This is a genomic window from Pseudomonas sp. AP3_22 TE3818 (assembly GCF_053628995.1).
In genome coordinates, this window is the sequence record NZ_JBRJHL010000001.1 from 4,853,442 (window position 1) to 4,876,899 (window position 23,458).

28 protein-coding genes are annotated in these 23,458 nt (G+C 58.5%); 3 read left to right on the forward strand and 25 right to left on the reverse strand.

From position 1 onward, the window contains the following. From ccmI to ccmA, 9 genes are all read right to left on the reverse strand, one after another. Complete coding sequence (gene ccmI, locus AB7M25_RS22115) at positions 1-1,203, reverse strand: c-type cytochrome biogenesis protein CcmI (protein ID WP_429516833.1); 1,203 nt, start codon at positions 1,201-1,203, stop codon at positions 1-3. Continuing rightward, positions 1,196-1,669: a cytochrome c-type biogenesis protein gene (locus AB7M25_RS22120; RefSeq protein WP_223461425.1), complete on the reverse strand. Its 474-nt coding sequence runs from the start codon at positions 1,667-1,669 to the stop codon at positions 1,196-1,198. Before AB7M25_RS22120 ends, ccmI begins: the two co-directional genes overlap by 8 nt. After that, positions 1,666-2,202: a DsbE family thiol:disulfide interchange protein gene (locus AB7M25_RS22125; RefSeq protein WP_429516834.1), complete on the reverse strand. Its 537-nt coding sequence runs from the start codon at positions 2,200-2,202 to the stop codon at positions 1,666-1,668. The genes AB7M25_RS22120 and AB7M25_RS22125 overlap by 4 nt, the downstream gene beginning before the upstream one ends. Further along, positions 2,199-4,187 carry a heme lyase CcmF/NrfE family subunit gene (locus AB7M25_RS22130; RefSeq protein ID WP_429385823.1) on the reverse strand — a complete coding sequence of 663 codons (1,989 nt, stop codon included), beginning with the start codon at positions 4,185-4,187 and terminating at the stop codon, positions 2,199-2,201. Before AB7M25_RS22130 ends, AB7M25_RS22125 begins: the two co-directional genes overlap by 4 nt. 3 nt (positions 4,188-4,190) lie before the next feature. After that, the gene (gene ccmE, locus AB7M25_RS22135) at positions 4,191-4,646 is read right to left on the reverse strand and encodes a cytochrome c maturation protein CcmE (RefSeq protein ID WP_116580366.1); all 456 of its coding nucleotides are present in this window, start codon (positions 4,644-4,646) and stop codon (positions 4,191-4,193) included. Then, positions 4,643-4,819, reverse strand: coding sequence for a heme exporter protein CcmD (gene ccmD, locus AB7M25_RS22140; RefSeq protein ID WP_007980758.1), 177 nt, complete (start codon positions 4,817-4,819; stop codon positions 4,643-4,645). Before ccmD ends, ccmE begins: the two co-directional genes overlap by 4 nt. Further along, positions 4,816-5,571, reverse strand: a complete 756-nt coding sequence (locus tag AB7M25_RS22145; protein ID WP_258684896.1) for a heme ABC transporter permease — start codon at positions 5,569-5,571, stop codon at positions 4,816-4,818. Before AB7M25_RS22145 ends, ccmD begins: the two co-directional genes overlap by 4 nt. A 73-nt stretch (positions 5,572-5,644) precedes the next feature. Continuing rightward, complete coding sequence (gene ccmB / locus AB7M25_RS22150; protein WP_007983326.1) at positions 5,645-6,313, reverse strand: heme exporter protein CcmB; 669 nt, start codon at positions 6,311-6,313, stop codon at positions 5,645-5,647. Then, a complete protein-coding gene (ccmA, locus tag AB7M25_RS22155) occupies positions 6,310-6,945 on the reverse strand; it encodes a cytochrome c biogenesis heme-transporting ATPase CcmA (RefSeq protein WP_429385822.1) in 636 nt (211 codons plus the stop codon). The genes ccmB and ccmA overlap by 4 nt, the downstream gene beginning before the upstream one ends. A gap of 199 nt (positions 6,946-7,144) precedes the next feature. On the opposite strand from ccmA, the gene fliK reads away from it, so the two are divergent. Then, on the forward strand, positions 7,145-8,719 hold the full coding sequence (gene fliK, locus AB7M25_RS22160) for a flagellar hook-length control protein FliK (protein WP_454237997.1): 1,575 nt from the start codon (positions 7,145-7,147) through the stop codon (positions 8,717-8,719). Beyond that, complete coding sequence (locus AB7M25_RS22165; protein WP_429385820.1) at positions 8,716-9,045, forward strand: EscU/YscU/HrcU family type III secretion system export apparatus switch protein; 330 nt, start codon at positions 8,716-8,718, stop codon at positions 9,043-9,045. The genes fliK and AB7M25_RS22165 overlap by 4 nt, the downstream gene beginning before the upstream one ends. Positions 9,046-9,109: 64 nt before the next feature. Here AB7M25_RS22165 and solA read toward each other — a convergent pair whose 3' ends face one another. The 4 genes from solA to AB7M25_RS22185 are packed head-to-tail and all read right to left on the reverse strand — an operon-like array spanning position 9,110 to position 12,847. After that, a complete protein-coding gene (gene solA / locus AB7M25_RS22170) occupies positions 9,110-10,270 on the reverse strand; it encodes an N-methyl-L-tryptophan oxidase (RefSeq protein ID WP_454237998.1) in 1,161 nt (386 codons plus the stop codon). Continuing rightward, a complete protein-coding gene (locus tag AB7M25_RS22175) occupies positions 10,260-11,180 on the reverse strand; it encodes an EamA family transporter (protein WP_429560613.1) in 921 nt (306 codons plus the stop codon). Before AB7M25_RS22175 ends, solA begins: the two co-directional genes overlap by 11 nt. 4 nt (positions 11,181-11,184) lie before the next feature. Further along, a complete protein-coding gene (locus AB7M25_RS22180) occupies positions 11,185-12,036 on the reverse strand; it encodes a methyltransferase (protein ID WP_454237999.1) in 852 nt (283 codons plus the stop codon). A gap of 10 nt (positions 12,037-12,046) precedes the next feature. Then, positions 12,047-12,847 carry a pyrroline-5-carboxylate reductase family protein gene (locus AB7M25_RS22185; RefSeq protein WP_454238000.1) on the reverse strand — a complete coding sequence of 267 codons (801 nt, stop codon included), beginning with the start codon at positions 12,845-12,847 and terminating at the stop codon, positions 12,047-12,049. Between the two features lie 269 nt (positions 12,848-13,116). Between AB7M25_RS22185 and AB7M25_RS22190 the strand changes: the two genes are divergently transcribed. After that, positions 13,117-13,425, forward strand: coding sequence for an EscU/YscU/HrcU family type III secretion system export apparatus switch protein (locus tag AB7M25_RS22190; protein ID WP_429385910.1), 309 nt, complete (start codon positions 13,117-13,119; stop codon positions 13,423-13,425). Positions 13,426-13,485: 60 nt separating this feature from the next. On the opposite strand, the gene AB7M25_RS22195 is transcribed toward AB7M25_RS22190, so the two are convergent. From AB7M25_RS22195 to AB7M25_RS22250, 12 genes are all read right to left on the reverse strand, one after another. Then, on the reverse strand, positions 13,486-13,986 hold the full coding sequence (locus AB7M25_RS22195) for a hypothetical protein (protein WP_454238001.1): 501 nt from the start codon (positions 13,984-13,986) through the stop codon (positions 13,486-13,488). A 297-nt stretch (positions 13,987-14,283) separates the two neighbouring features. Continuing rightward, complete coding sequence (locus AB7M25_RS22200) at positions 14,284-14,676, reverse strand: DUF2802 domain-containing protein (RefSeq protein WP_007980743.1); 393 nt, start codon at positions 14,674-14,676, stop codon at positions 14,284-14,286. After that, a complete protein-coding gene (locus AB7M25_RS22205; RefSeq protein ID WP_007980742.1) occupies positions 14,677-15,162 on the reverse strand; it encodes a chemotaxis protein CheW in 486 nt (161 codons plus the stop codon). A 73-nt stretch (positions 15,163-15,235) separates the two neighbouring features. Continuing rightward, complete coding sequence (locus AB7M25_RS22210; RefSeq protein WP_429385810.1) at positions 15,236-16,156, reverse strand: CheW domain-containing protein; 921 nt, start codon at positions 16,154-16,156, stop codon at positions 15,236-15,238. Further along, positions 16,153-16,281, reverse strand: coding sequence for a hypothetical protein (locus AB7M25_RS22215; protein ID WP_454238002.1), 129 nt, complete (start codon positions 16,279-16,281; stop codon positions 16,153-16,155). The genes AB7M25_RS22210 and AB7M25_RS22215 overlap by 4 nt, the downstream gene beginning before the upstream one ends. 1 nt (position 16,282) lies before the next feature. Next, positions 16,283-17,071, reverse strand: a complete 789-nt coding sequence (locus tag AB7M25_RS22220; RefSeq protein ID WP_007980740.1) for a ParA family protein — start codon at positions 17,069-17,071, stop codon at positions 16,283-16,285. Between the two features lie 43 nt (positions 17,072-17,114). Continuing rightward, positions 17,115-18,005 carry a flagellar motor protein MotD gene (gene motD, locus AB7M25_RS22225; protein WP_008052273.1) on the reverse strand — a complete coding sequence of 297 codons (891 nt, stop codon included), beginning with the start codon at positions 18,003-18,005 and terminating at the stop codon, positions 17,115-17,117. Positions 18,006-18,017: 12 nt separating this feature from the next. Then, the gene (locus tag AB7M25_RS22230; RefSeq protein WP_007980738.1) at positions 18,018-18,758 is read right to left on the reverse strand and encodes a flagellar motor protein; all 741 of its coding nucleotides are present in this window, start codon (positions 18,756-18,758) and stop codon (positions 18,018-18,020) included. Beyond that, on the reverse strand, positions 18,758-19,888 hold the full coding sequence (locus tag AB7M25_RS22235; protein ID WP_429560610.1) for a protein-glutamate methylesterase/protein-glutamine glutaminase: 1,131 nt from the start codon (positions 19,886-19,888) through the stop codon (positions 18,758-18,760). The genes AB7M25_RS22230 and AB7M25_RS22235 overlap by 1 nt, the downstream gene beginning before the upstream one ends. A 48-nt stretch (positions 19,889-19,936) precedes the next feature. After that, on the reverse strand, positions 19,937-22,207 hold the full coding sequence (locus tag AB7M25_RS22240; protein WP_429385806.1) for a chemotaxis protein CheA: 2,271 nt from the start codon (positions 22,205-22,207) through the stop codon (positions 19,937-19,939). Positions 22,208-22,246: 39 nt separating this feature from the next. Next, positions 22,247-23,035 (reverse strand): protein phosphatase CheZ, encoded by a 789-nt coding sequence (locus tag AB7M25_RS22245; protein ID WP_429385805.1) that lies wholly within the window; start codon positions 23,033-23,035, stop codon positions 22,247-22,249. Between the two features lie 21 nt (positions 23,036-23,056). After that, positions 23,057-23,428 carry a chemotaxis response regulator CheY gene (locus AB7M25_RS22250; protein ID WP_003183998.1) on the reverse strand — a complete coding sequence of 124 codons (372 nt, stop codon included), beginning with the start codon at positions 23,426-23,428 and terminating at the stop codon, positions 23,057-23,059. Positions 23,429-23,458 lie beyond the last annotated feature (30 nt).

The window sequence follows — 23,458 nt, forward strand, 5'->3', positions numbered from 1 at the left end:
TTATTTGTCCGGGCTGTCGATAGTCAGTGTTTGCTGCGCGGTGGTGCTGCTGGCCAAAGGCTGGCTGCGACCGATCCACTCGCCGGCGGTCGGTTTGCCGGCTCGGGAAATGCGCGCAACCAGTTGGACTTCAGGGAAGTTCGACAGTTTCAATTGCGGCATCATCGCGTCGGCATCGCTCAGCTCGACGGTCACCGGCAGGTCGGCCACGGTCATGCGCTTGACCGCCAGCGGGGCCGGCGGACCGGAGACCGCACGGGCGAAGATGAACACGCTGTCGCCAGGCTGGACCTTGGTTTTGAGCTCCGCCGCCAGATCGACGCTGACCTTGAGCAGCGCCGCGCTCTTGGGCGCCGGTGCTTGCGCAACCTTGCCACCACTGGCCACCAGTTTCTCCGTGGCCCGGGTGATCCCGCCTTGCAGCGCCTCCCGGGACGGGTCGTCCGGGGGCAACTGCGCCAACAGGCGATTCCAGTAATCGATGGCGTCCTGATAATGTTCGCCTTCAAACGCGGCAATGCCGAGCAGGCCAAGGCTGGTGACTTCTTTCGGATCGGCCTTGAGCGCTTCGTCGGTCAGGGCCTGGACCTTGTCCGACCACTTCTTGCCATCGGCGAAGTACTGCGCCTGGGCCCATTGACCGAGCAGTTCGGGCTGACGACCAGCCAGGTTCACCGTGCGCTCGAACATCTTCGCCGCGTCCGCCGGGCGATCCTGCGCCATGTAGGTGCGACCGAGGAAATACATGCCTTCGGCGGAATCCGGTTGAGCGGCGACCACGCGCTCCAGGCGTTGGGTCATCTCTTCCATCGACTTGGGTGCCTGAGAGAATTCGCGGGTCAGTTCGACCTTGTCGCTGGCGCCGTAATGCATGTACAGCCCCAGGCCCAGCACCGGCACCAGAACGGCGGCCAGCAACGGCAAGGGTTTGCCCAGTCGTGACACCCGCGGCGCGTCGACGCCTTCGGTGTCCGCCAGCAACTCACGGGCGGCTTCGGCGCGACCGGCGTCCATTTGCGCCGCATCGAGCACGCCCTCTTCCTGCTGAGTCTGCAACTCAGCCACGCGCTCCTGATAAAGCGCGACGTTCAAGGCGGTACGATCCTCTTCACGCTGGGCACGACGACTGCGCAGCACCGGGATCAACAGAAAACTCAGGGCAACCAGAAGCAGCAGACCTGCAGCGAGCCAGAAATCAATCATTCTTGGTTTTATCCAACAGGTGGTCGAGGCGCGAGCGCTCCTCGGCAGACAGCGAGCCCGGGGTGCCGGCGCGTTGCACGCGACGACGACGGACGATCACCGCGATGATCACGACGCCCCCCAGCAACAGGCCGGCGGGGCCGAACCAGAGCAAGGCAGTCTTGGCGTTCAACGCAGGTTTGTAGCGGACGAAGTCACCGTAGCGGTCGACCATGAAGTCGATGATCTGCTGGTTGTCCTTGCCCTCGCCAAGCATGCGGAAAATCTCTTTGCGCAGGTCGGCGGCAATCGGTGCGTTGGAATCGGCGATGTCCTGATTCTGGCACTTGGGGCAACGCAGCTCCTTGGTCAGTTCGCGGAAACGCTCGCGGTCACCTTCCTTGGCAAACTCATAGGTGTCGATGGCCGCGTGGGCCACACCGGCCAAACTCAAGCCCAGGACAGCGGCAGCGATCCAGCGCTTCATGGCTTGGCCTCGTCGACCAGCGCCTGGTACTTGCCCGCCAGTTTTTCGCGCCAGACCTGCTCGTCGATCACGCCGACGAACTTGTCACGGATGATGCCCCTGGCGTCGATGAAGAAGGTCTCCGGCGCGCCGTACACGCCGAGGTTCAAACCCAGCGAGCCTTGGTCGTCACGGATGTCCAGTACATACGGGTTGTGGAAGTCCGTCAGCCACTTCAAGGCATCGGCGTTGACGTCCTTGTAGTTGATGCCGTAGATCACCACGCCCTGCTGGGCCAGCTTGTTCAGCACCGGGTGCTCGACCCGGCAGGAAATGCACCAGGTGCCCCAGACGTTGACCAGCGCTGGCTTGCCCAGAATGTCGGCACGGGTCAGGGTCTTGTCGCCCTGCACCGCCGGCAGGGAAAACTCCGGAAACGGCTTGTTGATCATGGCCGAAGGCAACTCGGCCGGATCCAGGTACAACCCACGGTAGAGAAATACGGCAACCACCAGAAAAATCGCCAGTGGCAACAACATCAACCAACGCTTCATGCAGTGGCTCCCGACATACCCAGTGCTTCGCGCACGCGGCTTTTTACCTTGACCCGATAACGCCGATCCAGCGCCGCCAGCAAACCACCGAAACCCGTAAGCAAACCACCGAACCAGATCCAGCGCACGAACGGTTTGACGTGTACACGCACAGCCCAGGCACCGTTACCCAGCGGTTCACCGAGGGCGACATAGAGGTCGCGGGTGAAACCGGCGTCGATGCCCGCTTCGGTCATCACCGAGTTCTGCACGGTGTACAGGCGTTTTTCCGGGTGCAGCACGCTGATTTCCTTGCCGTTGCGGATCACCCGGACGGTGCCCTTGTCGGACGTGAAGTTCGGGCCTTCGAAGTGCTTGGCGCCTTCGAAGATGAAGTGATAACCGGCCAGGTCCATGGACTCGCCCGGCGCCAGGCGCAGGTCACGCTCGGCACTGTTCTGGCTCGACAGCACGACGCCCAGCGCACACACGGCAATGCCCAGGTGTGCGATCTGCATGCCCCAGTAGCTGCGGGTCAGGGTCGGCAGGCCTTTGATCAGGCCTTTGTGGCGGGTCTTGTCGACAATGTCACGCGCACCGGCCAACAGCACCCAGGCGGCGAGCATGAAGGTCGCGAGCACTGCCCAGTTGAAGTCGCCGTACGCGACACCAGCCACCACGGCCATGGCCGCACTGCCGAGCAATACCGGAGTCAGCATGCTCAGCAGCCATTTCACCGGGGTGTCTTTCCAGCGCACGATCACGCCGACCGCCATCACCACCATCAACAACGCCATCAACGGAATGAACAGCGCGTTGAAGTACGGCGGGCCGACCGACAGCTTGGCACCGGTCATGGCATCGAGAATCAGTGGGTACAAGGTGCCCAGCAGGATCATCGAGGCGGCCACCACCAGCACCAGGTTGTTGCCCAGCAGCAGGGTTTCCCGGGACCAGAGATTGAAGCCGACCTGGCTCTTGACCACCGGCGCGCGCAGGGCGAACAGCGTCAATGAACCGCCGACCACGAACAGCAGGAAAATCAGGATGAACACGCCGCGCTCCGGATCGGAGGCAAAGGCGTGCACCGAGGTCAACACGCCGGAACGCACGAGGAAGGTGCCCAGCAGGCTCAACGAGAACGCAGCGATGGCCAGCAACACGGTCCAGCTCTTGAACACGCCACGTTTTTCCGTGACCGCCAGCGAGTGAATCAGCGCGGTACCCACCAGCCATGGCATGAACGAGGCGTTTTCCACCGGGTCCCAGAACCACCAGCCGCCCCAGCCGAGTTCGTAGTACGCCCACCACGAACCGAGGGTGATGCCGATGCCGAGGAACGCCCAGGCCACGATGGTCCACGGACGCGACCAGCGCGCCCACGCGGCATCCAGGCGACCGCCCATCAGCGCGGCGATGGCGAAGGCGAAGGCCACCGAGAAGCCGACGTAGCCCATGTACAGCATCGGCGGGTGCACGATCAGGCCGATGTCTTGCAGCAGCGGGTTGAGGTCGGCACCGTCGCTGGGCATTTGCGGCAGGATGCGTTTGAACGGGTTGGAGGTCATGATCAGGAACAGCAGGAAACCGGTGCTGATCATCCCCATCACCGCCAGCACGCGGGCCAGCATGACCTGTGGCAACTGCCGGGAGAACACCGACACCGCGAAGGTCCAGCCACCGAGAATCAAGGCCCACAACAGCAGGGAACCTTCGTGGGCGCCCCACACCGCGCTGAACTTGTAGTACCACGGCAAGGCGCTGTTGGAGTTGTTGGCCACATAGGCCACGGAGAAGTCATCGACCATGAAGGCGTAGGTCAGGCAACCGAAGGCAAACAACAGAAAGCTGAACTGCCCCCACGCGGCCGGCTGGGCCAGGCTCATCCACAGGCGGTCACCGCGCCAGGCACCGAACAGCGGCACCACGGCCTGGGCCAGGGCGAAGCACAGGGCCAGGATCATCGCCAGATGACCCAGTTCGGGAATAAAGATGCCGGATGTCATGGATCAACCCTCCTTCGCGGGCGTTGGAGCCGATTGACCGCTGTCTTTCAACGCCTTGGTCACTTCCGGCGGCATGTACTTCTCGTCGTGCTTGGCCAGCACTTCATCGGCCACCACCACGCCATCGGCATTGAGCTTGCCCAGGGCGACGATGCCCTGCCCTTCGCGGAACAGGTCCGGAAGGATGCCGCGATAGGTGATGGTTACGGACTTATTAAAGTCGGTGACGACGAATTTCACATCCAGGGAATCGCTGGAGCGCTCCAGCGAGCCCTTCTCGACCATGCCACCGGCGCGGATGCGCGTGTCATGCGGGGCTTCGCCGTTGGCGATCTGGGTGGGGGTGTAAAACAGATTGATGTTCTGCTGCAGGGCGCTCAGGGCCAGGCCGACGGCAGCGCCGACCCCGACCAGGATAGCGAGAATGATGATAAGACGCTTTTTGCGCAGCGGATTCACTTGCCGTTCTCCCGGCGCAAACGACGCGCCTCTTGTTGCAGATACCGCTTGCGGGCCAGGATCGGCGCCGCCACGTTGAGGGCCAATACCGCCAGGCAGATGCCATAGGCTGACCAGACATACAGGCCATGATGACCCATGGCGATGAAGTCGCCGAATGAAGCAAAACTCATCGAGCGACCTCCAGGCTGTTTTCCACTTCGGCCTTGACCCAACTGGCCCGGGCTTCGCGCTTGAGCACTTCAAGACGCATGCGCAACAACAGCACCGCACCGAAGAAACAGTAGAAACCCAGCGCCGTCAGCAGCAATGGCAGCCACATCTCGGCGGGCATTGCCGGTTTTTCGGTGAGGGTGAAGGTCGCGCCCTGGTGCAGGGTGTTCCACCACTCCACCGAGTACTTGATGATCGGGATGTTGATCACGCCGACAATCGCCAGCACCGCACAGGCCTTGGCCGCGCTGTCACGATTGCTGATCGCGTTGCCCAGCGCAATGAGACCGAAGTACAGGAAAAGCAGGATAAGCATGGACGTCAGGCGTGCATCCCAGACCCACCACGAGCCCCAGGTCGGTTTGCCCCAGATCGCCCCGGTGATCAGCGCAACCGCTGTCATCCAGGCACCGATGGGCGCCGCGCATTGCAGGGCGACGTCGGCCAGTTTCATCTTCCACACCAGCCCGACGATGCCGCACACCGCCAGCATCACGTAGATGGACTGCGCCAGCATGGCGGCCGGAACGTGGATATAGATGATGCGAAAGCTGTTGCCCTGCTGATAGTCCGGCGGCGCGAAGGCCAGGCCCCAGACCACGCCAACGCTGATCAGCAGCAAGGCCGCAACGCTCAGCCAGGGCAGCATTTTGCCGCTGATGCCGTAAAACCATTTGGGCGAGCCGAGCTTGTGAAACCACGTCCAGTTCATACTGTTTCCATCACGGTTGCTCTTTACTGTGAAGAGCCAGGGCCTTTACTGGTCAAAAAACGACCAGACCTCATTATTCGCCGACGCTGATCTTCAGGCCAGCGGCTATTGCAAAAGGTGTCAGGGTTATCGCCAGGGCGGTCAGGCTACCAAGCCACAGGAGATAACCGGTCGCCGGCATCCCCTGCAAGGCTGCCTGCAAGGCGCCACTGCCAAGGATCAACACCGGGATGTACAACGGCAGAATCAGCAGGGCCAGCAACAGGCCACCGCGCTTCAAACCGACCGTCAGCGCCGCGCCCACCGCACCGAGCAGGCTCAGTACCGGTGTACCGAGCAGCAACGAAAGCAGCAACACCGGCAGACAGGCGGCAGGCAAACCGAGCATCAGCGCCAGCAAGGGCGCGAGCAAAACCAGTGCCAAGCCGGAGAAAGCCCAGTGTGCCAGCACCTTGGCCAAAACCAGAAGAGGCAGGGGGTGCGGCGAAAGGACCCACTGTTCAAGGGATCCGTCTTCGAAATCACTGCGGAAAAGCCCGTCCAGCGAGAGCAGAACCGATAAAAGTGCCGCCACCCAGACCAACCCCGGAGACAAGGTTTGCAACAATTGAGACTCGGGTCCGACGGCCAGCGGGAACAGCGAAACGACAATGGCAAAGAACACCAGCGGATTGGCCAGCTCCGCCGGACGGCGAAACAGCAGACGCGCCTCGCGGGCGACCAACAGGCCGAACACACTCATACGGCCCAGCTCCCCAGATCGATGTCGCGATAACCGGCCGGCATCCGGCTCAGCGTGTGATGAGTGGTCAACACCACCATGCCGCCGCGTTCGCAGTGGCCGGCCAGGTGTTCTTCGAGCTGCGCCACGCCCTGCTTGTCGAGGGCGGTAAAGGGTTCATCGAGGATCCACAGCGGCGGGCTATCCAGATACAGACGCGCCAGCGCGACGCGGCGCTGTTGACCGGCAGACAGGGTGTGACAAGGGACATCCTCGAATCCGCGCAGCCCCACCGCAGCCAGCGCCTGCCAGATTGCCTCCTGGGTCGCCGGATGATGCAAGGCACACAGCCAGCTCAGATTCTCTTCCGGCGTCAGCAAATCCTTGATCCCGGCCGCGTGGCCGATCCACAGCAGGTTGCGCGCCAGTTCGCCGCGTTGCTCGTTCAGCGGCTGGCCGTTGAGCAGCACCTGACCGGCGGTCGGCTGCATCAGCCCCGAGAGCAGGCGCAGCAGGCTGGTCTTGCCACTGCCGTTGGGGCCACTGATTTGCACCATTTCGCCACTGGCCAGTCTCAAATCGAGATTTTCGAAGAGCAGCCGAAGGTCTCGCTCACAGGCAAGGGCAACGGTTTGCAGGACAGGACTGGTCAAGGGTTCACGGGCCTTATACGGTTCAAGTCGGCACGGGCGCGGCCGTTAAAGAGATGCAGCATAGTTGCAATGACGTCTTGTTCTAGAGAGCTGCGTCAAACAATTGCAAAGTTTTCGCCATTTTTGGATACAACGGCGCGGCATTATACATGCCAGGCCCTACTCTAAAGAGTGCATTTTCCTCAGGTTGTGACCGCGTATGACAGGCGAAATGAACATCCTCCCGCTGCCGCAGGCCCTCCCGGCGACCTCACGCCCGCAGGTGCTCAGCGGTGAGCTGCTCAAGCTGCTGACGCCCGTGGAGGGGCTGATCAGCGTCGGTCAAACCGCCCAGGCCGAAGTGTTGTCACTCAAGCAGGCGGATCAGACTTTCCAAATGCTGCTCAAGGTCACCCTCGACAGCGGCCGCCAGACCACGGTCCAGACCACCAGTAATCAACCGCTGGCCCTGGGCACCATGCTGCTCGTCACCCAGCCCTCGGCCGGCAACCTGGCCGTGACGGTGCAACAGGCCATCGCCTCCAGCGTCGCCACCCTCACCCGCCTCGACACCGCGCAACTGCCCGTTGGCACCCTGCTGCAGGGCAAGGTGCTGACCTCGCAAGTGCTGCCGCAAGTGCCCGGACAGCCCATGGTGTTTCGCTCGATGGTGAGCCTGCTCAACACCGCGTTGAGCGGCAGCACCCTGAGCATCGACAGTCCGCAGCCCTTGCGCATCGGCACCTTGTTGAGCGCGCAGGTGCAAGACAGCCAGACATTGAAATTCGTACCACTGAGCAGCCGCCAGGAACAACTCGCGGTCACCCGGCAACTGGTCGACCAGCAAAGCCGCCAAGGTTCGCTGGATGGCTTGCTCAAACTCCTGCAGAACCTTGCGCCCTCGGACCAGACCTCCACCGAACTGCGCAGCGCCGCTGCCCGGTTGCTCGCAGGCCTGCCGGATGTCCAGCAACTGAGCACCCCCAAGGGCCTGGCCCTGGCGCTGGCCAGCAGTGGTGCGTTCCTCGAAAGCAAACTGCTGAAAGGGCAAAACCCGACACTCGCACCGGACATGAAAGGCGACCTGCTCAAACTGGTTGCGCAGTTGAGTCAGGGCTTACCGGCCCACACCAACCTCGGCGCGACCATCGCCGCCAACACCCTGGCCCAGGCCATGCCGAATTTTGTCCGCAATGCCCTGGGCATGCTCGGTCAGGTCAGTGCCAAACCGTCGCCGAGCGGTTTCCCGCTGCCCGAACGCCTGCTGCAAAGCGCCGAGGGTGAAGACGACCTCGAACACTTGCTACGCCTGGCCGCCGCTGCGGTTTCACGCCTGCAAAGCCATCAGCTGTCGAGCCTGGAACAAACCGGCGTCACTGCCGACGGACGGCTGATGAGCACCTGGCAACTGGAAATCCCGATGCGCAACCTGCAGGACATCGTGCCCTTGCAGGTCAAGTTCCAGCGCGAGGACGCCCCCGAGAAAGAACAGCCAAAGGAGCGTCGCGAAGAACGCGAACCCAAGCAACAGCTGTGGCGAGTCGAACTGGCCTTCGCCATGGAGCCTTTGGGGCCCCTGCAAATCCAGGCACAACTGATCAAGGGCAGCCTCTGCGGCCAGCTCTGGGCCGAACGGCCGTACACCGCCAGCCTGATCGAAAGCAATCTGGCCGGGCTGCGTGACCGCCTGCTGTCCGCCGGCCTGAACGTCGGCGACCTGGACTGCCACCTCGGCAGACCACCCCAAGGCCCCCAAACCCGCCTCGAACAACGCTGGGTCGACGAAACCGCATGAAAAACCCCAATGCCCCACGCCAGGCCATCGCCCTCAAATACGACGGCACCCAAGCCCCCACCCTCACCGCCAAGGGCGACGAAGAACTGGCGGAAGAAATCCTGCGGATCGCCCGCGACTGCGAAGTGCCGATCTACGAAAATGCCGAATTGGTGAGGCTGCTGGCGCGCATGGAACTGGGGGACAGCATTGCGCAGGAGCTGTATCTGACGATTGCCGAGATTATTGCGTTTGCTTGGAATCTGAAGGGGAAGTTTCCGGTGGGGATGGGTCCGGATGCGCTGATGGTGGAGAAGGATGTGACGGATCGTGGGGACGACTATTGATCAACACTGAGAAACACTCAACAACGGAGACCAGCACATACTCCCTCGTAACTATTGAATACCATTACTTATTGTTAACAGAAAACCTGCTTGCGCAAAATATCGACACTTCCTCTGAAAGAAAACCATTTAAAGCAGCTCTCGCAAGCACATCCCCCAAACCCGTGGCGAATTTAAATCCATGCCCGGAGCATGCAGAAACGTAAAATACGCCTGACAAATCCACTGACTCGCCGATTATAAAAGACTCATCCTGACTCATCGTATATATGCACTTTTTAGATGCAAATGGAATCGAATTCAATCCAGGAAATATCTGCTCGACACAGGCAGATATCTGCTCAACATCACTATCCTTTACCGGCTGGGCGTGCGTGCCAGCATCAAATCGGAGCTGTTGATAATTATGAAACCCAATTTTTACTCCTGGCTCTTCCGTGCCGATTTCCGGTGTACCATAAAGCAGGCGCCCGTCTGGCAATTGATACAAAAAAGCGGGGAATCCCTTTAAAAAATCCAAATCCTCCTTGGATTTTGGTTTAAACCAGTAAACGGGTACGCTTTTAGGTTGTAGCAATCCCGAGAGATCGCTAATCAGGGCATTACCTAAAGCAGCGCCTGTCGACAAGATAACTCGTTCAGTGTGGACAAGCTCCCCTCCACCGAACTGCACCGCCATACCCTGCGAGGTTTTAATAATACTCGCCACTGAAGTTCCAAATCGGACTTCAGCACCGTTCCTCACAGCCAAATTAAGCATATGTAACTTTGAATCATCCGCTGCAATAGTGTACGCACCGTCTTCATAAACCGCTTCCATCCCCTCAAGAATGTGAAACGCGGGGAAAAATTCAGCAGTCCGCTCCGCAGAAAACAACGCATGATTGATATTACCCTGCTGAGCGGTGGCTGCACTTTTTGGCACAACACCTGAAGTAACCGGCCCAATAAACAGCCCTCCAGTATGAAAAATCAGATGCCTGCTACAAGTTCTGTCAAGCTCACGCCACAATTTATCTGATTGGGAAAGCAATGGCAGGTAAGACTGACCTTCCCAATAAGCACGCCTAAAAATCCGGGAAGCGCCATGCGATGATGCCGACAGGTTTACAGGTGCCCCTGAATCGACGCCAAGCACCTCGCATTCAGAGCACGAAAGCCTCCAAAGCGAAGCACTTCCAACAATACCCAGGCCAACTACGACGACTTTGTATTTACACTTCATCTTGCCCCCCGCCACTACAAAAACAAAGCTTTTTAAGAATTGGCTCGAACACAACCACTAACAATCCAACTATTACGGCTAAAAGAGCCATTACAGTTACTGGAGAAGCAGCTTGCTTGTAAATCATCGTCGCCACAAAAAACTGCGTGAGTGGCAATACAAACTGCGACAACCCCATAGACATCACAGAAAGCCTTTTAGCTGAAAACGAAAACAGCGCCAACGGAACAATTGATACGATCCCACAACTAAAAACAAGAAGCGTGCGCCACAAACCAAAATCATCAGGAATCGTCATACCGAGATCTAAAAAAACAAAAATCAAAGTGCAAAAAATAGAAAGCACAAGAGACTCCAACAACAAACCGCTAAAAACATTCAAAGATGTCATTTTTTTCAGACACGAATAAAAACCCCAAGCAAGGCCGATACCTAGATAAACTCTCATATCAAGATCGTTACTCAACACAAAAAGACTCACCACACTAATCAGCATAACCAACACTGCCACAGCTTTAAACACCGTGACTGGCTCTTTATAAACAATGACACCCATCGCGATACTTAAAATTGGCGCCACCAAATAACCGAGACTGCTTTCAAGTACCCGACCGTGGACAGATGCCCATATAAACACCCCCCAGTTGATCGCTATCAGAATGGCTGCGACGGCATGTAAAAATAGTAGCCTAATGTTAAGTTGAGCAAAAAGCGGCCTTAGTTCCCGACCAGCGTACACGACAAGAAACACTGTGACCAAAGACAAGTAAACCCTATAGCTGAGCAATGCCAATGCACTCAAAGCCCCAATATACTTCCAAAAAACTGAAGACAACCCCAATAGTACGTTCGCCAATATCCCACTGAGCGCGCCGATAAAAAAATGTTGACCTCTATTTGAAGGCAGCATCCCTCTACCTTTTCCACAAAGTTATTTCAACTATTTCATACGACCATATTATTTTGCCACCCTCCTGCATGCTGCAATAGGCTTCGCCCTTCCTTGTCCAATTCATTACTTCATCAACCAAAATATTTCGTATCCGTGCCCATTCTTCTGTATAGAAAAGCAATGGAAAGTCATGTCGTTCCAAAAGCCTACAATCGATCACATATTTTTCTGCATGCAACTCTTGAAGCCTGTTCATTACCTGCCGAATACCGACTAATGAATTTAGCCCTACGATGACCTTGCCACCATCGCTCAAATGACCTGGCAATTCCTCAAAAAACCTCTCCAATGTTCTGTCGCCATAAAACATCGAATCAATTGGAAGCCCTTCTCCACCGACTGACTTTTTGAGAGCCTTCAGAAAGGAAGCAGAAGGAGTTCTCCAGCCTGGCGCATTAAACAAGACAACATCGTATTTTTCTGAACCGCCTGAAAGCCCTTGAAAAAGATCACCAGATGCAAATTCGATAGTATTTACCTCAAAATTACACAACTCGTTCCTCCGTGCTACAAAAACTGCTTCCTTGCAGATATCAGTCGCGGTCACGGACTTAACACCCATTCCTTTCAACAAAAAAGAATGCACACCACTCCCAGTTCCAAGATCCAAAAACCTGGAACCAATGCATTCTTTATTTAAATAACGTATCAACAGCGAGCCAAACGCCAACCCGGCGCGACTGACTTTAAAAACTCCAGGCTCATCAATCAGGTTAAAACTGAGCCCCATTCCAAAATAAACACTATAGAAACTCCCCTCCATGCCTGGGGTACTGGCTCGACTAAACTTAAACGGCAGTTGTTCACTTTTCATAACCCCTCCCTTACAAAGCACTGTTCCCCAACTCTACCGACCGCTCAGCAGCAGCTGTTAAAGCCAGTGCGACAGTCCTATTCAACTCATTCCGTTCGAAAATCTGGATAGCCCGCTCAGTTGTACCGCCAGCCGTTTGCACCTCTTCACATAGTTGCATCGACGCTTTACCAGTCGATCTCATCAATAATGAAGTTCCATACAACAACTGTGTACAAACTTGCCGAGCGACCTCGGAGTCAAACCCCTCATTCTCCGCGTACTGCTGTAATGCGTTAGCAAAATACGCGACCAGTGCGGGGCCACCCCCCGCGAGTGCAGTACCTGAATCAATCAGGCACTCATCATCAACCTTTGTATAGCTCCCAATCGCGCCAAAAACCATCTGCGCAGCTGCAATCAAATCAGTGTCAGCATTTTCTTGAGCGTAGTAAATAGTAATTCCTTCCCGCACTTCTGATGGCGTGTTTGGAATCGAACGGATGAGTCGTGAATGACCTAAAGTCCTGCAAAGCGATTTAGTCGTAACGCCGGCCATTACGGATATGACCGGACCTTTGTGAGAAAGCAGTACCTGATTATCCCGAACTGCAATCTGAAACCGCTGTGGCGGGACTGCTAAAACAACAATATCATTGCAATCAACGTGTTCAATCCGTTCACTTACCTCGAACCCACAGGCCGTGAGATATGCAGCTCGACCTGCGTTAGTTTCAACCGCCCTTAGATGGCCAGCTCCATACTCCTCTCTCAACCCGAACAATATTGCGCCACCCATATGACCAGCGCCCAGAATATTAATTTTCCTCATCCAACCCTTTCCTTTATCGATTACTTTTGATCACCCCTCGCTAACAAAACTTAAAGAATTGTGTTTCCACCTGTCAACGCACAAACGACAAGTCCATTACCGCCAAAATAAACAAGCCGTTAAAACACAGATTTAGCTGTAGGAATGTTCATACTTCATCCTGTAGGACTTAGTTGACCGCGACGGTCTATTCAGGACTTCTTAAAGTAGGACTAGGATTCCCTGAAAAGGAAAACTTTTGAATCATTCTGCAACACTCAAAGTGACGTATTTTATCTATCAATCGATTAGTCATCTGGCAAACCGTCCCTACCTTCCCCGCCAAGGGCGACGAAGAACTGGCGGAGGAAATCCTACGGATCGCCTGCAACTGCGAAGTGCCGATCTACGAAAATGCCGAGTTTGTGCGACTGCTGGCGCGCATGGAGCTGGGGGACAGCATTGCGCAGGAGCTGTATCTGACGATTGCCGAGATTATTGCGTTTGCGTGGAGCTTGAAGGGGAAGTTTCCGGCGGGGATGGGTCCGGATGCGCTGATGGTGAAGAAGGACATCACTGGACGCGGGGATGATTATTGAGCTTATGAACCCGTTATGGAGCCAGCTTGCCGGCGAATACGAACTTGAATATTGCAGCGATCATTTAGCCGCCTTCGCTGGCAAGCCGGCACCTACGAAACGCAATAGCTTGAAACTGCGACCAATAATCAATCCATTGATGAGCCCTGCCCCCAGCGCCGCCCCTGCAACCGCCGACATTTCATTGGCCAGTTCCGGGTACATGGCCGCCTGGTAACCTTCGTAATAACGCCAGGCAAAAAAGCCCCAATACACAATCAGTACCTTGATCGTACCGGGTAGAACCAGATGTTGCCCCTCGCACTGCACATTGTTGTACGAGAAAAAACGCAGTGCCAGCAACCACCCCGCGAGCAATCCCAATGCATAGACTGAAAGCTGGATTGCAATTTCCTGGGAGGGATTGAGCGATGCGAGGGACAAAGCCACGAATATCACGGGTGATATCTGCAATGACCTTTTCGATACGTGGCTCCTGAAACAGGCGATGACGCCGTAGTAACTCAGAATAAAAAACACCACATAAACCCACAGCGGTGTACCACGCAAAATGTCGATCATAAGCCTTCCTGGCACTGTGTATGTTTGAGCAGATCAAACTACTGATCGCTGGTTGCGATCACAAGACGGTGGGATCTGAGAATGTTATAGGCAGGAGACCACGACAGCGTAATTCCTGTCTGAGGATAGAGAGGAATGAGTCGGATCGCGGGGAAGATTGCTGCGCATTCGAGGACGCCTTCGCGAGCAAGCCCGCTCCCACATTTGGTCTTCTGTGAACACAAATGTTGTGTACGACATTGATCCAGTGTGGGAGCGGGCTTGCCCGCGAAAGGGATCTCAGGCCAATCACAAGAATCAGTTCTTGTGCACTTTGCTCATCAACTCCGCCTCAGCCTGGGTCAAGCCGCAGGACTGGGTCAGTTCGTCGACGCTGGCGCCCATCCCGACCAATCGTGCTGCCTGGGCAAACGACAGGCTGGTCGGGTCGCGCTGTTCCAGCTGCGCCAGTTTGTCCGGCAACGGCGCAACGATCGCCCGCAGTTCATGCAGGTCTTCGCCCATGCGCACGTTGCCGTTCTGGTAGTTGTCAACGCGTTTGCCCAGGTCCTTGATGCGCTGGTCGCGCTGCGCATCGCCCTGGGCCTGTTGCGCGGCGATCTGCTTCTGGGCGCGAATGTACGCCAGGAACATCGCCAGCGTGCCTGCCCAGAACAGGAACAGGACAATGACCGCCACCTCGAGAATCAATCAGATACTCTCCAGTTCCGACCATTCTTCTTCGCTCATCATCTTGTCCAGCTCGACCAGGATAAGCAATTCGTTGTTCTTGTTGCACACGCCTTGAATGAACTTGGCGGACTCTTCGTTACCCACGTTCGGCGCGGTTTCAATTTCCGACTGACGCAGGTAAACCACTTCGGCCACGCTGTCGACCATGATCCCGACAACCTGCTTGTCGGCCTCGATGATGACGATGCGGGTGTTGTCGCTGATCTCGGCGTTCATCAGGCCGAAGCGCTGACGGGTGTCGATCACGGTGACGACGTTGCCGCGCAGGTTGATGATACCCAGCACGTAGCTCGGGGCACCCGGGACCGGGGCGATTTCGGTGTAGCGCAGGACTTCCTGGACGCGCATCACGTTGATGCCGTAGGTCTCGTTGTCCAGCTTGAAGGTGACCCATTGCAGGATCGGATCTTCGGAACCTTTTGCCGCCGTTGCCTTGTCATTCATACCCTGCCCCCTCAAGAAACCGCCCTGGCGGTGTGTGTTCCGTGCAACGTCATCGAGTGACGTCGCCTGTTGTTTATTTGATGTTTGTCGGTTTGTGGTTCGGCTTGCTGCCGGACATGTGCTTTGCCCCGCCACTGGCGATCAACTCCGCCAACGAGGCGACGTCGAGCAAGGCGCACATGTGTTCAATCACCGTGCCGGCGAGCCATGGCCGCTGACCTCGATGACTTCTCCATTTGATTTCATTCGGGTCCAGTCGCAACGAGCGGCTGACTTGATGCACCGCCAGGCCCCATTCATAGCCCTGGACCGAAATCACGTATTGCAGGCCCTGCTTGAAATCGTCGCGATAACGGTCGGGCATGACCCAACGCGCGGTATCGAGCACCTTGAGGTTGCCGGCCTGGCTCGGCAGGATGCCCAGGAACCATTCCGGCTGGCCGAACAACGGCGTCAGCTCGTGACCGGCCAGGGAATAGATCGATCCCAGGCACACCAGCGGCACCGCCAGGGTCAAGCCGGCGACATCGAACAGCAGGCATTCGAAAGGCTCGGCGGCCCAGGACGGACGACCCTCGGTGTCCACCGGTGGCGGCGTATTGCTCGGTGGCAGATGCACTTCGACGACGGGCGGCACCAGGGTTTGCGGCACTTCGACAGCGACTGGCGGCGCTTCAACAGGTGGCGGTACCAAGGCTTGCAGCAGCGGAGCGATGGTCGAAACGGACGCCATGACCGGCACCGGGGCTTCGATCACCGGCGCCTTGAACACTGGCGCTGCGGATGCCGGCACCGGCGCGGCCGCCGCGGCATCACGGGCCTGCTCTTCGAGCACCGCTGCCTGGAACTCGTCCAGCACCGCTTCGGTGGCGATCTCCTCGGCCACTGCCTCTATCGGCAGCGTCAATTCTTCGGTCATGTCCTGCAGCAAGCTGTCCAGGTAGGACTGCAATGCCAGTTGCGGGCGCGAAGTGGTTTTCAATGGCCGGTTCATGAACGCTCACCTGTAGGAGCGAGCTTGCTCGCGATGAACCTGAGAGCGCCACGGGGTGCCAGGTTTCCCGCGTCATCGTTGACGACCATCGCGAGCAGGCTCGCTCCTACAGGGATCGAGTTCATCTCACGCCACCTGCGCAACGAGTTGCGCCGCCAGCAAATGCTTGAGCAACGCTCGGTAAGCGAGAACGCCACGGCTCTTGCCGTCGAACTGCGAAGGCGTCAGCCCGGCACGGCTGGCATCGCGCAGGCGCGTGTCCACCGGGATATAGCCTTGCCAGATTTCGTCGGGGAATTTGTCGCGCAGCACGCGCAAGGTTCCGAGAGACGCCTGGGTGCGGCGGTCAAACAAGGTCGGCACGATGGTGAACGGCAATGCCTGTTTGCGCGAGCGGTTAATCATCGCCAAGGTATTGACCATGCGCTCGAGGCCCTTGACCGCCAGGTGTTCGGTCTGCACCGGGATCACCAGTTGCTGGCTCGCCGCCAAGGCATTGACCATCAGCACGCCGAGCAAGGGCGGGCTGTCGATCACGGCGTAATCGAAGTCCTGCCACAGTTGCGCCAGGCTCTTGGCAATCACCAGGCCCAGACCACTCTGCCCGGGCGACTGGCGCTCGAGGGTGGCCAGCGCGGTGCTGGACGGCAACAGGGAAATGCGTTCGTCGCTGGTCGACAGCAACAGCTGGCCCGGCAGGCCTTGCGGCACGTTGCCTTTGTGCAGGAACAGATCGTAGTTGCTGTGTTCCAGGCTGTCGGGATCGTAGCCGAAGTAGCTGGTCATGGAGCCGTGGGGGTCGAGATCGACCACGACCACGCGCTTGCCCGCCTCGGCCAGCAACCCGGCTAAAGCGATGGAGGAAGTGGTTTTACCGACACCACCCTTTTGATTGGCGACTGCCCAGACTCTCATTCGGATTGTTCCTCCCGGTCGCACGGATCGACCGAGAAATAGCTCAACGTGTTAATGCGGGTGACGGAGAATTGACGGCGTTCTCTCGTACCGGCGACTTGACCGGGGTCGGTGCAGTTTGTGTGCCAGCACGCTTCAATGCGGCATCCGGTTGCGCATGGGCGGTTCCGGTACCGGTCAGGCTGCGGCGAACATCGAGGTTGCGCGACACCACCAGCACCACGCGACGGTTGCGTGCGCGGCCTTCAGCGGTGGCGTTGTTGGCCACCGGCTGGAACTCGCCGTAGCCCACCGACGCCAGGCGACCAGGGTTCACCCCCTGCATCGCCAGCATGCGCACGATGCTGGCCGAGCGGGCCGAGGACAGCTCCCAGTTGGTCGGGTACTGCGCGGTGCGGATCGGTTGATCGTCGGTGAAACCTTCGACATGAATCGGGTTGTCGAACGGCTTCAGGATCGCCGCGACCTTGTCGATGATGCTGAACGCGATGTCGCTGGGCATCGCGTCGCCACTGCCGAACAACAGGCTGGAATTGAGCTCGATCTCGACCCACAGCTCGTTGCCGCGCACGGTCATCTGGTTGGAGCTGATCAGGTCACCGAACGCCGCGCTGATGTCGTCGGCGATGCTTTTGAGTGGATCGCTGGCGCCTGAGACGCCGGCATCGACCTGGTCACTGTCCTTGACCAGCGGCTTGGCCGGGGTCACGGTCTTCGGCCGCTCGTCACCGATGGGGATCGGCTTGAGCGCGCGATCGGAATCGGTAAAGACCCCGATCAGGGCTTCGGAAATAACCTTGTACTTGCCTTCGTTGATCGAAGAGATGGAGTACATCACCACGAAAAAGGCGAACAGCAAAGTGATGAAGTCCGCGTAGGACACCAGCCAGCGTTCGTGGTTGACGTGTTCTTCATGCTGGCGACGGCGAGCCATGAGCTTATTCCCTTAATCCATGAAGCCCTGAAGCTTCAACTCGATGGAGCGAGGGTTTTCACCTTCGGCGATCGACAGCAGTCCTTCCAGCAACATTTCGCGATAACGCGACTGGCGCAGCGCGATGGCTTTGAGTTTGGCGGCAATCGGCAGCAGCACCAGGTTGGCACTGGCCACACCGTAGATGGTGGCGACGAAGGCCACGGCAATGCCGTTACCCAGTTGCGACGGATCACCCAGGTTGCCCATGACGTGAATCAGGCCCATCACCGCACCGATGATGCCGATGGTCGGCGCGTAACCGCCCATGCTTTCGAACACTTTGGCCGCTTCGATATCGCGGCTTTCCTGGGTGTAGAAATCCACTTCCAGAATGCTGCGGATCGCTTCCGGCTCGGCGCCGTCGACCAGCAGTTGCAGGCCTTTGCGGGCGTAATTGTCAGGCTCGGCGTCGGCGATGCCTTCAAGACCCAGCAAGCCTTCCTTGCGGGCGGTCAGACTCCAGTTCACCACCCGATCGATGCCACCGGCCAGGTCGACGCGAGGCGGGAACAGGATCCAGGCGAGGATCTGCATGGCGCGCTTGAAGGCACTCATCGGTGATTGCAGCAGCGCCGCGCCGATGGTGCCGCCGAGCACGATCAACGCTGCCGGGCCGTTGGCCAGGGCGCCCAGGTGACCGCCTTCAAGGTAGTTGCCGCCGATGATGGCGACAAAGGCCATGATGATGCCGATCAGGCTTAGAACATCCATCAGAGACAGGCCTCGACCAGATGCTTGCCAATGTCGTCGAGGCTGTACACCGCGTCGGCGAGTTCAGCTTTGACGATGGCCATCGGCATGCCGTAGATCACGCAACTGGCTTCGTCCTGTGCCCAGATAGAACTGCCGCCCTGCTTGAGCAGGCGCGCGCCTTCACGGCCATCGGCGCCCATGCCGGTGAGGACGACCGCCAGAACTTTGTCACCGTAGGACTTGGCTGCCGAACCGAAGGTGATGTCCACACACGGCTTGTAATTGAGGCGCTCGTCACCCGGGAGGATTTTCACCGCGCCGCGACCGTCGATCATCATCTGCTTGCCACCCGGCGCCAGCAGCGCCAGGCCCGGACGCAGGATGTCGCCATCCTCGGCTTCCTTGACGCGGATGCGGCAGAGCTTGTCCAGGCGCTCGGCGAAGGCCTTGGTGAAGGCGGCCGGCATGTGTTGAACCAGCACGATCGGGGCCGGGAAGTTGGCCGGCAACTGGGTCAAGACCCGTTGCAGGGCGACCGGGCCGCCGGTGGACGTACCAATGGCCACCAGTTTGTAGTTTTTGCGTTTTGGCGCGGGCGACGACGTAGCGGGTGCATGCGTACGCACCGGGATCGGTGCCGGTGCCGGACGCGCGGGTGCGCTGCTGGTAAAACTGCCCACGCTGGAAGGCGCAGGCGTCGGTGCTGGCGTAGCGACAGGCGCCGGAGCGCTGTAGTGACTGACACGACGATTACTGCGCGAGATGCTGAGAATCTTCTCGCACAGCAACTGTTTGACCTTCTCGGGGTTGCGCGAGATGTCTTCGAAATTCTTCGGCAGGAAGTCCACCGCACCGGCATCCAGCGCATCGAGGGTGACCCGGGCGCCTTCATGGGTCAGCGAGGAGAACATCAGGACCGGGGTCGGGCAGCGTTGCATGATGTGCCGCACGGCCGTGATGCCGTCCATCATCGGCATCTCGTAATCCATGGTGATCACGTCGGGCTTGAGGGCCAGCGCCTGATCGATCGCCTCTTTGCCGTTGGTCGCCGTGCCGACGACCTGGATATTCGAATCCGCTGAAAGAATTTCCGAGACGCGGCGGCGGAAAAACCCCGAATCGTCCACCACCAGGACTTTGACTGCCATAAACACTCCATTAGATGGAGCGAGGCCAGGCGCCCCGCTCCACCAGAATCAAATACGCCGTGTGGCGTAACGCTTGAGCATGCTCGGAACATCGAGAATCAGCGCGATGCGGCCGTCACCGGTGATGGTGGCGCCGGACATGCCCGGCGTTCCCTGGAGCATTTTGCCCAATGGCTTGATGACCACTTCTTCCTGGCCCACCAGTTGATCGACGACAAAGCCGATCCGCTGCGTGCCCACCGAAAGGATCACCACATGGCCCTCGCGCTGCTCTTCGTGAGCGGCGGAGCTGACCAGCCAGCGTTTGAGGTAGAACAATGGCAGTGCCTTGTCCCGCACGATCACCACTTCCTGGCCGTCCACGACGTTGGTGGTCGACAGGTCGAGGTGGAAGATCTCGTTGACGTTCACCAGCGGGAACGCGAACGCCTGGTTGCCGAGCATGACCATCAGCGTCGGCATGATCGCCAGGGTCAGCGGCACCTTGATGACGATCTTCGAACCCTGGCCCTTGGCCGAGTAGATGTTGATCGAACCGTTGAGCTGGGAAATCTTGGTTTTCACCACGTCCATGCCCACGCCGCGACCCGACACGTCGGAGATCTCGGTCTTGGTCGAGAAACCCGGGGCGAAGATCAGGTTGTAGCACTCGGTGTCGCTCAGTCGATCGGCCGCGTCCTTGTCCATCACGCCGCGTTTGACCGCGATGGAACGCAGGACATTCGGGTCCATGCCTTTACCGTCATCGGAGATCGACAGCAGGATGTGATCTCCTTCCTGTTCGGCCGCCAGGATCACCTTGCCGCCACGGGCCTTGCCCGAGGCTTCGCGCTCCTCCGGCGACTCGATGCCGTGGTCGACCGCGTTGCGCACCAAGTGGACCAGCGGGTCGGCCAGAGCCTCGACGAGGTTCTTGTCGAGGTCGGTTTCTTCGCCGACGAGTTCCAGGTTGATCTCTTTCTTGAGCTGGCGAGCCAGGTCGCGAACCAGGCGCGGAAAGCGCCCGAAGACTTTCTTGATCGGTTGCATCCGGGTCTTCATGACCGCGGTTTGCAGGTCGGCGGTGACCACGTCGAGGTTCGACACGGCCTTGGACATGGCTTCGTCGCCACTGTTGAGACCCAGGCGGACCAGGCGGTTACGCACCAGCACCAGCTCGCCGACCATGTTCATGATCTCGTCCAGACGCGCGGTATCGACGCGTACGGTGGTCTCGGCTTCGCTCGTCGGTTTTTCTGCCGGTGGCGCGGCCGGGGCGCGGGCAGCAGCCGGTGCGGCGGCTGCCGGAGCTTCGGCTTTTGGCTCGGGAGCCTTGGCCACAGGTTTGGGCGCCACAGCCTTGGCTGCCGGTGCCGCAACCGCAGCGTTCGAACCGTTGGCCGCTGTCGCGGTGCCAACTTCGCTGAACTTGCCCTTGCCGTGCAATTCGTCGAGCAGCGCTTCGAACTCGTGATCGGAAATCAGATCGCTGCCAGCCGCCGCCGCGCTTGGGGCCGCGGGTGCAGGCACCGACGCAATGGCCGACTCCAGGGCCTCGACAGCAAAGTTGCCCTTGCCATGCAACTGGTCGAGCAGTGCTTCAAATTCGTCGTCAGTAATATCGGAACTGTCGCCCGGCGCTTTCGGTGCTTCTGGCGCAGCCGGAGCCTGCGCAATCGCATCGACGGCAAACTGGCCTTTACCGTGCAACTGATCGAGCAACGACTCGAACTCGGCATCGGTGATTTCGTCGCTGGCAGCCGCATCGCTGGCAGGTGTGTCTCTTGCAGGTGCGTGGGCAACCGCCGGCGCCTCGGCCTGTGCCTTGACAGCATTGAGCGAGTCCAGCAATTGCTCGAATTCGTTATCGGTAATATCGCCTGAATCGGCTTCGGCCACCGGCGCTTCAACCACGGCGGCAACAGGCGCAGCAACCCCTTCGTCAGCCGATTGCGGCTCGGCCAGACGGGCCAGCGCCGCCAGCAGCTCAGGTGTCGCTGCCGTGATCGGGCTGCGCTCGCGGACTTCGCTGAACATGCTGTTCACCGCGTCCAGCGCTTCGAGAACCACGTCCATCAGTTCCGAATCGACGCGACGCTCACCCTTGCGCAGGATGTCGAACACGTTCTCGGCAATGTGGCAGCACTCCACCAACTCGTTGAGCTGGAGGAAGCCGGCGCCCCCTTTTACAGTGTGAAAACCGCGAAAAATTGCATTGAGCAAATCCGCATCGTCCGGACGGCTTTCCAGCTCGACCAGTTGCTCGGACAGTTGCTCTAGAATCTCGCCGGCCTCAACCAGGAAATCCTGAAGGATCTCTTCATCGGCGCCGAAGCTCATCAGGGGGGGTGCTCCTAAAGGTCTAAAAACCCAAAAAACCTAAAATCCTAGGCTGGATAGCAAATCGTCCACATCGTCCTGACCGGACACAACGTCTTCTCTTTTATCGGCATGAATCTGCGGACCTTCACCCTGAGAGAGATGTTTTTGTGGATCTTTTTCAGCAAGCATTGCTTCACGGTCATGTTCGATGCCCGCAAAGCGGTCCACCTGACTGGCCATCAGCACGAGCTTGAGCAGGTTGCTTTCAACTTCGGTGACCAGTTGGGTCACACGCTTGATCACTTGCCCCGTGAGGTCCTGGTAATCCTGGGCGAGCAGGATGTCGTTGAGGTTGCCCGACACCGCGCGATTGTCCGTGCCGCTGCGCACCAGGAAGCCGTCGACCCGCCGGGCCAGTTCACGAAACTCTTCAGCGCCGACTTCGCGACGCATGAAGCGCCCCCAGTCCGTGCTCAAGGCCTGGGCTTCATCCGCCAGGCTATTGACCAGCGGCGTGGCACTCTCCACCAGGTCCATGGTGCGGTTGGCCGCGGCCTCGGTCAGCTTGACCACATAACCCAGACGCTCAGTGGCGTCGGTGATCTGCGACACTTCTTCGGCTTGCGGCATGTGCGGGTCAATCTGGAAATTGACGATCGCGCTATGCAGTTCGCGAGTGAGCTTTCCCACTTCCTGATACAGGCCGCGGTCACGGGTCTGGTTGAGCTCATGGATCAATTGCACCGCGTCGCCGAACTTGCCTTTTTCAAGGCTCTCGACCAATTCGACGGCGTGTTTTTTCAGGGTCGACTCAAAATCGCCCAATGAAGTTTCGTTATTGCCCATAGCTCCCCCGTGGCGCAGTCATCAACCGATGCGTTCGAAAATCTTCTCGATTTTTTCTTTCAACGCCTGGGCCGTGAAGGGTTTGACCACATAGCCGTTAACGCCGGCCTGGGCCGCTTCGATGATCTGCTCACGCTTGGCTTCAGCGGTCACCATCAGCACCGGCAGGTGCTTGAGCTTTTCATCGGCACGCACGTGGCGCAGCAGATCGATACCGGTCATGCCCGGCATGTTCCAGTCCGTTACCAGAAAGTCGATGCTTCCGCTGTTGAGCACCGGAATGGCGGTAGTGCCATCGTCGGCCTCGACGGTGTTGGTGAACCCAAGGTCACGCAGCAGGTTCTTGATGATCCGCCGCATCGTTGAGAAGTCATCAACGATGAGGATTTTCATGTTCTTGTCCAATTCGACCTCCAAGCAGTC